The sequence below is a fragment of the Rhodococcus sp. NPDC003382 genome (assembly GCF_053589135.1).
Window position 1 is genome coordinate 1 of record NZ_JBSFRH010000067.1, and the last position, 15,262, is coordinate 15,262.

The 15,262-nt window shown below is 71.6% G+C and carries 4 protein-coding genes; all 4 read right to left on the minus strand.

Annotated elements, in window-relative coordinates:
• Positions 1–6,080, minus strand: a 6,080-nt coding sequence (locus tag ACWDUD_RS28320) for an amino acid adenylation domain-containing protein (RefSeq protein WP_450111484.1), incomplete at its 3' end; no start/stop codon positions are given.
• Complete coding sequence (locus ACWDUD_RS28325) at positions 6,077–6,766, minus strand: DUF6875 domain-containing protein (protein ID WP_450111485.1); 690 nt, start codon at positions 6,764–6,766, stop codon at positions 6,077–6,079. The genes ACWDUD_RS28320 and ACWDUD_RS28325, both read right to left, overlap by 4 nt.
• A gap of 253 nt (positions 6,767–7,019) precedes the next feature.
• Positions 7,020–14,066, minus strand: coding sequence for an amino acid adenylation domain-containing protein (locus tag ACWDUD_RS28330; protein ID WP_450111486.1), 7,047 nt, complete (start codon positions 14,064–14,066; stop codon positions 7,020–7,022).
• Between the two features lie 218 nt (positions 14,067–14,284).
• Positions 14,285–15,199 (minus strand): hypothetical protein, encoded by a 915-nt coding sequence (locus tag ACWDUD_RS28335; protein WP_197256114.1) that lies wholly within the window; start codon positions 15,197–15,199, stop codon positions 14,285–14,287.
• Positions 15,200–15,262: the final 63 nt, after the last annotated feature.

Here is a 15,262-nt window from a genome sequence, read left to right on the forward strand (position 1 = left end):
CCGACCGGATCGACCGTGCCCAGCGCCGCCGGGGTCAGGGCCGCATGGGTGACCTGCTCGCGCGCCAGCAACTCCGCGAGTTCGCGACCACCGAAGACCCCGGGCTGCGAGATCACCAGGCGGCCACCGGATCCGAAGGCCCACAACATCTCCAGCACCGCCGCGTCGAAGCTCGGCGACGCCGCGTGCAGCACCCGAGAATCCGGACCCAATCCGAACCGAGCGCGCTGCTCGGCCACCAGGTTCGCCAGGCCCGCGTGCGTGACGGTCACGCCCTTGGGTACGCCCGTCGACCCGGACGTGTAGATCACGTACGCGGCCTGCTCCGGCCGTACCGGCACCCGCACCTCCCGGTACCGGGAGCCGTCGGCATGGGCGGTCGCGGAGACGGGTATCCAGGGGACGGAGCCGGGCAGCTGTTCGACTCGGTCCGGGGTCGTAAGACCCAGCACGGCACCGGAATCGGCGAGCATGTGCTCGATCCGCCCGGCCGGGTACCCGGGGTCGACGGGGACGAACGCGGCCCCGGTCTTCGCGACCGCCCACACCGACAGGACCGACTCCACCGACCGCGACACCGCGATCGCCACCACCGATTCCGGACCCGCTCCTGCTTCGATCAACCTGTGCGCCAGCAGATTCGACTCGTCGTCCAGCTCGCGGTACGTCACTCGACGGTCTCCGCAGACGACGGCGATCGCGTCCGGCTCGGTCGCCGCCGACGCCGTCAGCAGCTCGGACAGCGTCCTCGACGGCAGCGCGGGTGCGCCCGCCGCCGGCACCAGGAGGCGGCGTTCGTCCGGGGAGAGGATGTCGATCGTCTCGATCGGCGCCGACGGGTCGGCGGTCACGTCCTCGAGGATGCGCACGAACCGTTCGGCGAACGCCCGCACGGTCGTCTCCTCGAGGAGGTCGTCGGCGTAGACGAACGCAGCCGATATTCCCTCGGGGGCACCGTTTTCGGTGAACTCTTCGACGAGACCCAGGTGGAGGTCGTAGCGTGCGACGCCGGGATCGAGCAGGATCGGCTCGACCGTCAGGCCCGGCAGTTCCAGGCGCGCTGCTTCGGTGTTCCGGAACTCCAGCATCACCTGGAACAGCGGCGAATACGCGGTCGACCGCTCCGGATCCACGGCGTCGACGACCTGATCGAACGGGACCTCGGCGTGCGCGAAGGCTCCGAGCGCGCTCTCGCGCGCCCGGCCGAGAAGCCCGGTGAACGAACCGGCCGGATCGACGGCGGTCCGCAGCACGATCGTGTTGACGAACATGCCCACGACGTCGTCGAGCGCGGCCTCTCCCCGACCGGCGACCGGGGTGCCGACACTGATGTCGTCGGATCCGCCGAGCCGGGCCAGCAGCACCGCCAGCGCGGCGTGCATCACCATGAACATCGTCGAATCATGTTGCCGGGCAAGATCTCGAAGGCGGCGGTGCAGTTCGGAATCGATCCTGAAGTCCGCCGTGCCCGCGTGCAGCGACCGGTGTACCGGCCGCGGCCGGTCCCACGGCAGTTCGAGCACCGCGGGCGCGCCGGACAACGTCCGCCGCCAGTACCCGAGCTGGGCCCCGGCACGCGAATGCGGGTCCGTGTCGCTGCCGAGAAGCTCCCGCTGCCACAGGGTGTAGTCGACATAGTCGACCGGCAGCGGCGCCCAGTCGGGGGCGTGACCGTCGCGGCGCGCGGTGTAGGCGATCATGACGTCCCGGGCCAAGGGCACCATCGACGAACCGTCGGCCGCGATGTGGTGCACCACCATGACGAGGGCGTGCTCGGCCGGGCCGGTCCGGAACAGTGCGGTCCGGATCGGGGCGGCGCGGCTGACGTCGAAACCGGTTCCGCCCAACGCCGCGATACGGGCCCGCAGGGTCGTCTCGTCGGGAACCACGGTCGGCGTCAGGTCGGGCAGCACCGCCTCGACGGGGAGCGTGACCTGATGCGGCCCGTCCTCGGAGCCGGGGTACACGGTGCGCAGCGTGATGTGCCGTTCGAGGACGTCGGTCAGGGCGGCGCGAAGGGCGTCCGGATCGAGATCGCCGGTCAGCCGCAGCGCGATGGGGATGTTGTAGGCCGGGGAGCCGGTGTCGAGCTGGTTGACGAGCCACATGCGCTGTTGCGCGAGGGACAGCGGGATCCGGTCCGGGCGCGGCAGGCGCGCCAGGGCGGGCCGGGATCCGGCCGCGGTGTCCCGGGCGCCGACTCGGGCGGCCAATGCCGCCACGGTCGGTGCTTCGAACAGATCGCGGACCCCGATACCCGAGCCGAGCGCGGTATTCACCCGGGCGACTACCCGCGTCGCACTGAGGGAGTTGCCGCCGAGGTCGAAGAAGTTCGCGTCGATGCCGAGTCCACCGGTGCCGAGCACGTCGGCGAAAGCCGTCGCGATCGCCGACTCGCGGGCGGTGCGGGGTGCGCGGAACTGCGTGGGCGCCGCGAAGTCCGGTGCGGGCAGCGCCGCGCGGTCGAACTTGCCGACCGGGGTACGCGGGATGTCGTCGAGGACGACGACGGCCGCGGGAACCATGTAACCCGGAACCCGTGCGCGCACGTGCTCGGTGAGCGCGGCGACATCGGGTTCTCCGTCGTCGGACGGGACGACATAGGCCACCAGAACGGTGTCTCCGCCCGGGCCGAGCCGCCCGACTGTGACGGCGAAACGCACACCCGGATGGGAGGCCAGGGCGGCGTCGATCTCGCCGAGTTCGATGCGGAGGCCGCGGATCTTCACCTGGAAGTCGCTGCGCCCCAGGTAGTCCAGTTCGAGTCCGCCGTCGTCGGCGCGCCGCCATCGCACGACGTCGCCGGTCCGGTACATCCGGCTGCCGGGTCCGCCGAACGGGTCCGCGACGAACCGGCCCGCGGTCAGGTCCGGCCGATTCCGGTAGCCCCACGCCAGGCCGGGGCCCGACAGGTACAGTTCTCCCGCGACTCCGACCGGCACGGGTCGCAGCCGCTCGTCGAGGACGAGTTCGGCGATGCCGCGGATCGGTCCGCCGATGCCGACCGGGCCGTCCGCCGCGACCGCACCGAGATTCGACATGACCGTCACTTCGGTCGGCCCGTACGCGTTGAACATCGTCCGGCCGGGCGCCCACCGCGCCACGAGTTCCGGCGCGCAGGCCTCACCGGCCGCCACCAGGCACCGGAGCGACCCGCGCCCGACGGGGTCGAGGGAGGCGAGCACCGACGGCGTCAGGACCGCGTGGGTCACCGCCCGGTGGTCCATCAGCGCGGCGAGATCGTCTCCGCCGTAGGTGCCCGGGGGTGCGATCACCAGTTGCGCGCCGGAACCGAAGGCCCACAGCATCTCGAACACCGACGCGTCGAAACTCGGGGACGCGAAGTGCAGCACGCGGGACGCGGGATCGGCGCCGAACCGCTCCCGCTCTTCCGTCGACAGACACGTCAGGCCCCGGTGCGGCACGACGACACCCTTCGGGGTTCCCGTGGAACCGGACGTGTAGATCACGTACGCCGGGTGGTCGAGGTGCAGCGGCGCGGTGCGGTCCCGGTCGGTGATCGGCTGCGGCGAATGCGTGGCCACCGCGTCGACGGCGGCGGGTTCGTCGATCGGCATCCACGGCACGTCCCCGGGCAGCGTCGGAGCCGAAGCCGTGACGGTCAGCCCGAGTGCCGCCCCCGAATCGGAGAGCATGTGCTCGATGCGCGCGGACGGGTAGGTGGGGTCGACCGGGACGAAGGCGGCCCCCGTCTTCGCGACCGCCCACACCGCGAGCACCGACTCGTACGAGCGCGGGATCGCCACGGCGACAGTCGTTCCGGGCCCGGCGCCTCGTGCGATCAGCAACCGCGCCAGTCGGTTCGAGTCGGTGTCGAGCCGGCCGTAGGTGATCCGCCGGTCCCCGCACCACACGGCGACCGCGTCGGAGTCGGTGCCGGCCGACGCGGCCAGCAGATCCGGCAGGGTGGCCGCGGGGACCGCGGCTGCCCCGGTGACCGGGGTCAGCTCGGCGCGTTCGCGCGGCGACAGGACGTCGAGGTCGCCGAGCCGCACCATGGGTTCGGCCACGCCCTGTTCGAGAATGCGGCGGAACCGATCCGCGCAGGCGCGCACGGCCGCCGCGTCGACTGCGGCGCTGAACTCGAAGTCGATCGTCAGGCCCGCAGGGTGACAGGCGTCGGTGAACGTCTCGGCGACGGTCACCCGGACGGCACCGAATCCGCCGCGGTCGCTGGGTGCGGGGGCGGTGATCGACACACCGGCGACGCCGGAATAGGTCGCTTCGCGCACTCCGAGCACGACCTGGCACGGCGACGGCGACTGCCCGCCCCTTGTCAGCTCGTCCAGGACCCGGGCGAGCTCGATCCCGGTATGGGAGAACGCACCCAGTTCACAGTCGCGTGTCCGGGCGACGGCCTCCGAGAAGGTGGTCGCGTCCTCCACCCGCGTGCGCAGCACGACGGCATCGACGCCGGTCCCGGCGCGCACGGGGGCGCCGATCGTGATGTCGTCGGAATCGACGGATCTGCTCAGCGCAACGGCGAGCGCGGTGTGCACGACCGAGTAGGTCCGGGTGTCGTGGGCCCTGGCCAGGCATCGCGCCCGGCGGTGCGTCCGGGCATCGACGGCGACGCGGGTGCGGTCCCCGTGTTCCGGATGCGCGGACGTCGGGCCGCTCGCCGGTCCGCCGGACGTCGGCAGGTTCGCGAGGGTGCGACGCCAGTAGTCGAGGTGCTGCGCCGCGGCGCGCCTGCGCTCGCCGGCACGCACGCTGTCGGGATCGATCGCGGACAGCGGCGTATCGGGCGCCGAGGACACGAATTCCTGGACGAATCCGACGAATCCACCGTGGAGTTCGTGCAACTCGTCGTCCCGATAGCGGCCGGGATTGCCCCGGAATTCGAGGTAGGTCGTCGGCGGTGTGCCGCTCTGGTACACGTTGACCAGCAGGTCCTCGACCGGTCCCGACGTGAGCACATGGAATTCACCGACGAGGGGCCCGAGAACGATCTCCTCGTGGAAGAGCATGACGTTCACCATCGGGGCACTCGCCCGGCGGGTGTCGGCGCCGAGGTCGCGCATGATCGTGGCGAGGTCACCACGCTGGTGCCGCAGTGCGCCGAGCAGTTCGCCCTGGACGCGGTCCACGAGGTCGCCGACGGCGTCGTCGGGTCGCACCGCGATCCGCAGCGGTGCGACGTTGACGACCATGCCACCGGACCGGCGCAACACCGCGGTGGTGCGGCCCGACACCGGAATGTCGACACGCACCTCCGGCCGGCCCGTCAACCGGGACAGGTAACACGCGAATCCGGCGATGATCGAGGCCGCCGAGTTTCCGCTCGCGCGGTTGTCGGTGTCGAGAAGCCGGGCCGCGGTGGCATCGGCGAGCGCGGCGGTGACCAGGGTGTTGTCGGCAACGGCCGGGGCCCGGCGCTCGCTCAGGCTCGAGCCCTCCGTCAGGACGGCGAGCCGTTCGGCCCAGTACTCGCGGTCGGAGTCGAAGCGCGCCGACTCGCAGTAGCGGCGGTCGAGGTCGTACAGGGCGCGCAGGTCGGCGGCACCGTGAGGTTCGGGCTCACGCCCCTCGGCCGCCGCGGTGTACAGCGCCGCGATCCGCTTCACCATGGTCATCGCGCCGTAGCCGTCCAACGCGACGTGATGAATTCGGCTGTACCAGAGATAGTGCTCGTCGCCGAGTCGCAGGATCGACGACGCGACGAGCCGGTCGGTGGCCGGATCCATCGGTGCCGTGTAGTTCGCGTGCATCCAGGCGTGGGCCGCCGCGACCGGGTCCTCGTGGGCCCGGAAGTCGAGCACCTCGAGGTCGGAGTCGAGCGTCGGATCGACCACCTGGTACGGCTCCCCGTCGACCTCGGTCAGCCGCAGGAACCCGGAACCGAACTCGAGCCCGGCCACGACGGCCACCCGGTGGAACAGGTCGACGTCGAGCGCCCCGTGGAATTCCACGTACTGGGCGATGCACAGCGGCACCTCGGGTGCGAGTTGCTGCGCGAACCACATCCCGTACTGGGCGGGTGAGAGGGGAAACGGGGTCGTGCTGTCCTTGCCGGCCGGCCCGGTGGAGGCAACGGGCGCGGCCGAGTCCGTGCTCATGACGCGAGCTTCTCCGCAATCTCGGTGCGGACGGACGACGGGACCGAACCCGCGAACTTCTTCAGGTAGGCCAGGACCCATTCGCGGTCGGCCGTCAGGAACGGGAAGTCCGAGCCGACCATGTGCCGCACGGCAAGCATGGGCACCGGCGCGTCGAGAGCTCGGAACTCGCTGTTGCGCAAACCGGACACCGTGCAGCCCGGGTAGAACTGGCCGAGCATGAGGCCCTGAACGACGAAGTCGGACTTGCGTTCGTTCTGCACGCGCTCGATCAGGTCGTAGTCCGTCAGATCGGGGAAGACCACGACGACGGCCTTGAGGGCGGCGTCGGCGCCGGTGTCCGGCGGAAGTCCCGGGAAGAGCTCGGCGAGGTCGTCGGCGATGGCGCGCATCCGGTCCTCCCCGACGTCGGTGCCGGGGACGAACGCTGCCCAGAACAACCGCCGGGTGATCGACGGGCCGGCGAACGGGCAGACCGGGCCACGCCGGCCGAGGTCCTTGTGCGGGTGGCACAGGTAGTCGACCGCCCAGCGGCGCACCGTCGGTGCGCTGGGGTGCTCGTCGATGGCGAACCCGTCGAAGAGGCTGACGAGTTCGATGCCCGATCGGGGGCCGCGTACGGAGGGACCGGGAGGGGTGGACGCCGGGGACGTTGCGGTTTCCAGGCGACGAGTGGTAGCCGGCATTTGCTTCTCCAAGTGACTGTGGATGGTCGGACTCATGGCGGTCCGTCTTCTGGGAATGTCCGTTTTTTTGGGAATGTCCGCGATCGGTGCTGCCGATAACTTTCGGCCGCTTCACCGGCGGGGTCACGAGTAGTGCGCTACCTGTTTCGCGCTCCGGAACGGGTAGCGCGCAATGTGCTGGACTGTCGCTGTCGTGACATCTCTAGAATCCCGCGTTCCGGCCGACGTCACCAGTACCCAAGGGGGTTTCTGTTCACACCCTGTGGCCCGCCGCGCCCTGACGCGTACCTGCCGAGCCGGTCCGGGCCGCGTCCGCACGAAGCAGGTGCCGGGCGAGCTCGGGACCGATCTCGGCGAGGGCCTGCGGACTCGTCAGCTCCTGGTGGGTGGCTCGCACCGCGTGCTCGTCGATCCGGCCGGCGACGTGCGCCTGCCAGGCCGCTGCGGCGGTGGGGTCGCCGGCCGATTCCGCGGCCGCGAAGTACAGCACATCGAGATCGGGCGACGCCGACGGACTATGTGTGACAGCGAGTTCCACCGTCGCGGTGAACACCCGGTGCAGCATCTCGACGCGTTCCGGCGTCACCGCGTCGAACAGGCCGCCGGTGCGGCGCAGCACGTCCGCGGCTTGTTCCGCGGTCAACGTGTCGCCGGCCGGCAGGTCACCGAACTCGGCGAGCAGTTCGGCCAGGGTCGGTGGTTCGCGGCGGATGTCGTCGTCGCCCAGCAGATGCGAGTCGAGCATCGTGAGGGTCGCGACTTCGGAGCCGAGTCGCACCGCCATCTCGTGGGCGATCTGGCCGCCCACCGAATACCCCACCAGGTGGTACGGGCCGTCCGGCTGCACGGACCGGATCTGCTCGATGTAGCGGTCGGCGAGGTCGCCGAGGTCGGTGAAACGCGCCTCGAGGTCGGTGAGCGCCGGGGACTGCAGGCCGTACACCGGGCGATCGCCCAGGTAGGGCACCAGACCGGTGAAGCACCAGGCCAGGCCGATCGCCGGGTGGATGCAGAACACCGGCGTGCCGGTGCCGTCCGGGCGCAGCGGAAGCAGCGGCGCGAGCGCGTCGTCGGCTTCGTGGTCCGGCGCGGTGGCGATCCGGTGGGCCAGGGATTCCGGGGTGGGGTCGGTGAAGATCCACTGCACCGGCACCTGCCGGCCGATCCCGTCCGAGATCTTGGCCATCAGCACGGTCGCACTCAGGGACGTGCCGCCGAGAGCGAAGTAGTTGTCGTCCAGCCCGACCCGATCGATCCCGAGATCCTCGGCGAACGCGTCGGCGACGACGGTCTCGGCGGCGTCGCGCGGCGCCCGGTAGGCGACGCGGGTGTGCTCCGGCCGCGGCAGGGCGGCCCGGTCGAGCTTGCCGTTCGCGGTGACCGGGACCCGAGCCAGGACGGTGACGGTCGCGGGAACCATGTGCGGGGCGAGCCGGGCGCGGGCGTGGCCGAGCACGGCATCGACGTCGACCTCGGAGCCCGGGGCCGCGACGACGTAGCCGGCGAGCCGGTCCCCGTCGGTGTGGGCGACGGCGTGCGCGACACCGGGATAGCCGAGCAGCGCCGATTCGATCTCGCCGAGTTCGATGCGGAATCCGCGGACCTTCACCTGCTGATCGGAGCGGCCGACGTAGTCGAGTTCGAGCGTCCCGTCCTCGCGGCGGCGCCAGCGCACCAGATCACCCGTGCGGTACATCCGCAGCCCGTCCGCGGCGGCGACGAACCGAGCCGCCGACAATCCGGGACGGTTACGGTAGCCACGGGCCGAGCCGGGACCCGACAGGTACAGTTCCCCCACCACCCCGACCGGGACCGGCCGCAGCCGCTCGTCGAGCACCAGTTCGGCGAAGCCGCGGATCGGGCCGCCGATCGTAACCGGTTCTCCTGCAACGAGAGCGCGACCTGCATTGGACTGAATAGTCGTTTCCGCGGGACCGTAGGTGTTCACCATGGTCCGGCCAGGGGCCCACCGCGCGACGAGTTCCGGAGGGCAGGCCTCGCCACCGACGATGACCGTGCTCAGATGGTCGAGTCCGTCCGGATCCACCGTGCCCAGCGCAGCGGGGGTCAGTGCCACGTGCGTGACCTGCTCGCGCGCCAGCAGATCGGCGAGCTCGCGGCCGCCGAACACCCCGGGCGGGGAGATCACCAGACGGCCACCGGCCCCGAAGGCCCACAGCATCTCCAGCACCGCCGCGTCGAAACTCGGCGAGGCCGCGTGCAGCACCCGCGCGTGCGGGCCGAGTCCGAACCGGGTGCGCTGTTCGGCCACCAGGTTCGCCAGGCCCGCGTGGGTGACCTCGACGCCCTTGGGCACGCCCGTCGATCCGGACGTGTAGATGAAGTATGCGGGATGCTCGACCAGCAGCGGCGTGACCCGATCCGCATCCGTCACCCGATCGATCGACGCCTGCTCGCACGGCTCGTCCAGGTTCAGCCACGTCACCGATGCCGGCAATGCATCACGCGCATCCGAAATCGTGACCCCCACCGTCACAGCCGAATCCGCGATCATGTGCGCAATTCGCGCCGCGGGATAGTTCGGGTCGACGGGAAGGAACGCGGCTCCGGTCTTCACGACCGCCCACACCGCGAGCGCGGATTCGAGCGACCGCGGAATCGCGATCGCCACCGCCGACTCCGGACCGACACCGGCGCGGATCAGTACCCGCGCCAGCCAATTCGACTGCTCGTCGAGCTCGCGATAGGTCAGCCGGCGCTCCCCCGCGACCACCGCCACCGCGTCGGGGTCGGCAGCCGCCGCGGCGCCGAACAACTCGGGCAGGGTGACGGCAGGGACCGACGCACCGCCCGACACCGGGACCAGTTCGGCGCGTTCGTCGTCGTCGAGCAGGTCGAAGGCACCGAGCGGACGCGTCGGCTCGGCCACGACGGCCTCGAGCAACCGCACGAACCGACGCGCGAAACCGTCGACGGTGCCGCGGTCGAAGATGTCTGTGGTGTAACCGAATTCGGCTCTCATACCGGAGGGAGCGCCGGAGCGGTCCCGGGTCTCGTCGATGCTCAGGTACAGATCGCACTTGGCGACCTCGAGGTCGATGTCGACGGTCTCGACGGTCAGCCCCGGCAGGTCGAGGCGGGTCGCGTCGAGGTTGCGGAACTCGAGGAGCACCTGGAACAGCGGTGAGTGCGCGGAGGATCGCACCGGGTCGAGCGCCCGGACGACGTGGTCGAACGGGACGTCGGCGTTCCCGAAGGCGGCGAGGTCACCGTCGCGCACCTGGGCCACCAACTCGCCGAAGGTGGACTGCGGTGCGATGCGGGTGCGGAGGGTCACCGTGTTGACGAACATGCCGACCATGTCGTCGAGCGCCGCGTCGCCCCGGCCCGCCACCGGCGTTCCGATCGCGAGATCCGCTGTGCCCGCGAGCTTCCCGAGGAGGAATGCCAGCGCGGCGTGCACGACCATGAACACGGTGGCGTCGTGCTCGCGAGCCAGCTCGGTGACCGCGCGGTGCAGGTCCGGGCCGAACCCGAACGGCACGGCGGCCCCGTGCGCGGAGCGATGCATCGTCCGCTCCCGGTCGGTCGGCAGTTCGAGCAGTTCCGGCAGTCCGTCGAGGGTGTGGCGCCAGAAGTCGATCTGCGCGGTCGCGAGCGAGTCCGGGTCGGTGTCGTCGCCGACAACCTCCCGCTGCCACAGGGTGTAGTCGGCGTAGTGCGCGGGCAGCGGCACCCACTGCGGCGCCTGCCCCTGCGCGCGGGTCGTGTACGCGAGCATCACATCCCGTGCGAGCGGCGCCATCGAGAAGCCGTCGGACGCGATGTGGTGCAGCACGATCGCGACGACGTGCTCCTGCGCGCCGAGCCGGAACAGGGCGGTGCGGATCGGGACGTCGACGCTCACGTCGAAGCCGACGGACGCGACGGCGCGCAGCCGTTCCCGCAGCTCGGTGTCGCCCGTCACCGGCACCGGCGTGAGGTCGGCGGTGACGCTGCCGGCGGGCAGCACGACCTGATGCGGACCCTGCTCGGACGACGGATGGACGGTGCGCAGAGACTCGTGCCGCTCCAGCACATCGGCCAGCGCCGCGCGCAGTGCGTCGAGGTCCAGGTCGCCGGTCAGGCGCAGCGCGATCGGGACGTTGTAGGCGGGGGAGGTCGGATCGACCTGGTTGACCACCCACATCCGCTGCTGCGCGAGCGACAGCGGCACCCGCTCCGGCCGGGGACCTGCCACCAGCGCGGGCCGGTCCCCCGCGCGACGGCCGGCCGCATCGGCGCGCGCGGCGAACGCCGCGACGGTGGGTGCCTCGAACAGTTCCCGCACACCCAGTTCCGTGCCGACGGCGGTGTTCACACGGGCGACCACGCGGGTCGCGCTGAGCGAGTTGCCGCCGAGGTCGAAGAAGTGGTCGTCCAGGCCGACGCGGTCCAGGCCGAGGACCTCCGCGAAGGCCGCGGCGGCGGCACGTTCGGTGCCGGTGACGGGCGCGCGGTATTCGGCCCGGGCGAAGTCCGGGGCGGGCAGCGCGGCGCGGTCGAGCTTGCCGACCGGGGTGAGCGGCAGTTCGCCGAGCACGACGATCGCCGCCGGAATCATGTGCGAGGGCACGAAGTCCCGGAGATGCGCGATCAGCGCGGCGGCCTCGGGGACCGCGGTGTCGGATCCGTCCGCGGGCAGCACGTAGGACACCAGCACGGTGTCGCCGCCCGGCCCGGGGCGTCCGACCGTGATGGCGAAGTCCACGTCCGGATGGGCGGTGAGGGCCGCGTCGATCTCCCCGAGTTCGACGCGGATGCCGCGGATCTTGACCTGGAAATCGGACCGGCCGAGGTAGTCGAGGGTGGAGCTTCCGTCGGCGGTGGTCCGCCAGCGCACGACGTCACCGGTGCGGTACAGGCGCGCACCCGGCTCACCGAAGGGGTCGGCGACGAACCGCGACGCGGTCAGCGCCGGCCGCCCCCGGTAGCCGCGCGCCAGCGCAGGTCCGCCGAGGTAGAGCTCGCCGGCGACACCGGCCGGGACCGGGCGCAGCGCGGCGTCGAGGACGACCTCGGTGAATCCGCGTCCCGGTCCCCCGATGGTCACGGGTTCTCCCGGGACGAGCGCGTCGCTGAGATTGGACATCACGGTCGCTTCGGTGGGCCCGTATCCGTCGAGCATGGTGCGGCCGGGAGCCCAGCGATCCACCAGTTCCGATGCGCACGCCTCCCCCGCGACGAGCAGGACGCGCAGCGCGTCGAGACCGGACGGGTCGAGCGAGGCCAGCACGCTCGGGGTGAGCACCATATGGGTGACGGCCTCGCGGCGCAGGAGCTCGGTGAATTCGTCGCCGCCGTAGACGGTCGGGGGCACGATGACCAGGGTCGCGGCCGATCCCACCGCCCACAGCATCTCGAACACCGACGCATCGAAACTCGGTGAGGCGCAGTGGAGCACCTTCGCATTGCGGTCGCCGGCGAGGCGGGTGCGTTGTTCGGTCACGAGGTTCGCCAGCCCGTGGTGGGTGACGACGACGCCCTTCGGCAGGCCGGTCGAACCCGACGTGTAGATCACGTACGCGGCCTGGCCGGGGTTGACCGGGTCGCCGTCGGTGATCGGCGCGTCGGACACGTCGCCGGCGGGTTCGTCGAGCAGGAGCCAGCACACCGAGCCGGGCAGCCGGTGCACCGTCGACGAAAGGGTCACGCCGACAGTTACTTCGGAGTCGGTGATCATGTGCTCGATGCGTCCGGCCGGGTGGTTCGGGTCCACCGGCACGAACGCGGCGCCGGCCTTCGCGACGGCCCACACCGCGGTCACCGACTCGACGGATCGGGTGAGTGCAACCGCGACGATCGACTCACGGCGCACACCGGCGGCCCGCAGGGCGCGAGCGAGCCGGTTCGACGCGGCGTCGAGTTCGGCGTAGGTGACGCGCCGGCCGGGCGCCGCGAGCGCGATGCCGTCGGGGTTCGCGGCGACCGCCTCGGCCAGCAGCTGCGGCAGAGTGATGCCGGGCATCGGGGCGGTACCGCCGACGACGGTGCGGTGCGGGGCCTCGAGGTCGGCCAGGCGGGATTCCGGGCCGGCCGCGAGCATCCGCTCGACGAGCGCGACGACGGCGTCGTGGTGCACGCGCAGCTCGTCGTCGCCGTAGCGATTCGGATTGGCGGCGAACTCGACGAATACCGTTGCGCCGCTGCGGTATACGTTCACGACGAGATCGGGCACGGGACCGGTCGTGAGGATGTGGAAGTCGGTGGAGAGCGAACCGAACTGCAGGTGCCGGTCGAACAGCATCACGTTGACCATCGGACCGGTCACGGCGCGGGCGGCGGCGTCCGCGCCGAGGTCGCGCAGGATGTCCTCGACATTGCCGCGCTGGTGCCGCAGTGCGCCGAGCAGTTCCCCCTGGACGCGGTCCACGAGGCCGCCGACAGTGTCGCCCGGCCGCGTCTGCACCCGGATCGGGGCGACGTTGGCGAGCATGCCGCCCGAGCGGCGCAGGATCGCGGTGGGTCGCGCCGAGACCGGGATGTCGACGGTGACCTCGCGGCGGCCGGTGCGTCGGGACAGGTAGTGGGCGAATGCCGCGACCAATGTGGCGGCGGCGGTGCCGTCGTTGCCCGAGAGCAGCGCGGCGGCCCGATCGGACAGGGCGGTGCGGAGGGTGCGGCTCGTCGCGACCGGCGGGGCGTCCCGGTCGGCGAGAGTGGCAGCGCCGCTGCGGGTGTCCAGGCGCTGCGCCCAGTAGTCACGGTCGGCGGCGAACCGGTGGGACTCGCGGTACTCGCGCTCGAGCCGTTCGAGGGTGCGCAGGCCCGCGGCCCGGTTCGGTTCCGGCACAGTGTGTTCCACCGCGGCGGTGTAGAGGGAGGCAACTCGGCCGACCATCGTCGCGGCACCGTGCCCGTCGAGGGCGATGTGGTGGATGCGGCTGTACCACAGGTAGTGCTCGTCACCGACCCGCAGCAACGTCGACTCGCACAGGTGGTCGCGCTCGAAGTTCACCGGGGCCGTGTAGTTCGCGTGCATCCAGGACTGCGCGGCGGTCAGCGGGTCGGGTTCGGCGCGGAAGTCGTGGAAGCCCATCTCCGCGTCGGCCGGCGGGTCGACCACCTGGTGTGGCACGCCGTCGATCTCCACGATGCGCAGGAACACCGACTGGAACTCGTGTGCGGCGCGCATCGCGACCTCGCGGAACAGCTCGACGTCGAGCGGACCCCGGATGTCGAGATACTGGGCGATGCAGATCGGCACATCGGGTGCGAGGTGCTGCGCGAACCACAGTCCGTGCTGGGCGGCCGAGAGTGGGAACGGCTCGTGGACGGTGGTCGACGCGGCGCGGTCCATCGATTCACAACCCCTGGAGTGCTGGCGCCGCGGGGTGCGCGGCGGGCGGTGGATTCTTCGGTTCGCCGGTGCGAATCCGGCTTCTCCACCCTGCCGCGGCAGGGCCGCGTCGTTAACACACCCAAGGGGTGAGGGTGTACCACCTCGTGTGTCTTGGTGGCGGCCGGGGCCGCCACATCTGCACACCGGCGCGTCAGCGCCGAATGGACGCTGCCGCGTCAGCGCCTGGCGATGCCTCGGCCGATCCGTTCGATCCGTTCGACACCGGACGCACCCACGCCGGCAGCCCGGTCGCCGATCGCCTTGGCGCTGCCACCGATCGCCTCGCCGAGCGCACCGCCTACGATGCGGACGGGGCGGGAGATCTCGTCGAGCGCCTCGGCGACGGCGGGATCCTCGTCGTCGAGCCACCCGGCGGCATCGGCTCGGCACGCCGCGCGGAAGTCGTCGAGGTCCTCGCGCAGATCCACCAGGTTCTTCACGGTGCGGGTCGACGACAGCCGCTTCACCAGCTCGAGCGTGGTGCCCTGGGCGAACCGCGCCAACGCGCGGCGGGCTCGGCGCAACAGTTCGCCGTCGCGGTCGAGGTGCTCGGCGAGCAGACCGCGGGCCTGCCCGATCGCCTCGGGCAGAGCGGCGGGCTCGGTGGTGCGCAGGTGCTCGAGGCGCAGTCGGTGCCAGAGGTTCAGCGAGTCCTCGACGAGAACGAGCAGCTGCAGGGTCTCCCCGAGCCGCTGCGCCGGGTCGAGCGCGCCGGCTTCGGCGGCGTCGGCCGCGTCGAGAACCGCGGTCGCGTGGTCACGCAAACGCGAGACGGCCGTGGCGAGCGGCGCACCGAAGCCGGCCACCGCGTCCCATTCCCGTGCCGGGAGCGCACCGGTCTGGTCGACGATCGCCACGGCACGGGTCAGCTCATTGTGGTGGGCGACGACGTCACCGAGGGCGGGGGCGTCGGCCAGTTCGAGGAGCTGCTCGACGGTGCTCGACCCGGTCCCGGCCGGCCCGGCGGTCACCCGGGCCACCGCGGCCTCCACCGACGAGACGGCGGCGCGCAGCGCACGGACGATCGCGTCGAGGGACCCTGCACCGGCGGGCGGGACGTCGGGAGCCGCGGGGTTCGGTTCGTCGGTCATGGTGTCCATGGTGCTACGTCCGGTTTCCGGACGCACGCGGGACCCGGCGGTCACCGGCACCAC

What these genes read in the sequence shown, in the direction of transcription:
- ACWDUD_RS28325 (WP_450111485.1), bottom strand. Translation starts at nt 6,766, where the DNA reads ATGCCGGCTACCACTCGTCGCCTGGAAACCGCAACGTCCCCGGCGTCC.
- ACWDUD_RS28330 (WP_450111486.1), bottom strand. Translation starts at nt 14,066, where the DNA reads ATGGACCGCGCCGCGTCGACCACCGTCCACGAGCCGTTCCCACTCTCG.
- ACWDUD_RS28335 (WP_197256114.1), bottom strand. Translation starts at nt 15,199, where the DNA reads ATGACCGACGAACCGAACCCCGCGGCTCCCGACGTCCCGCCCGCCGGT.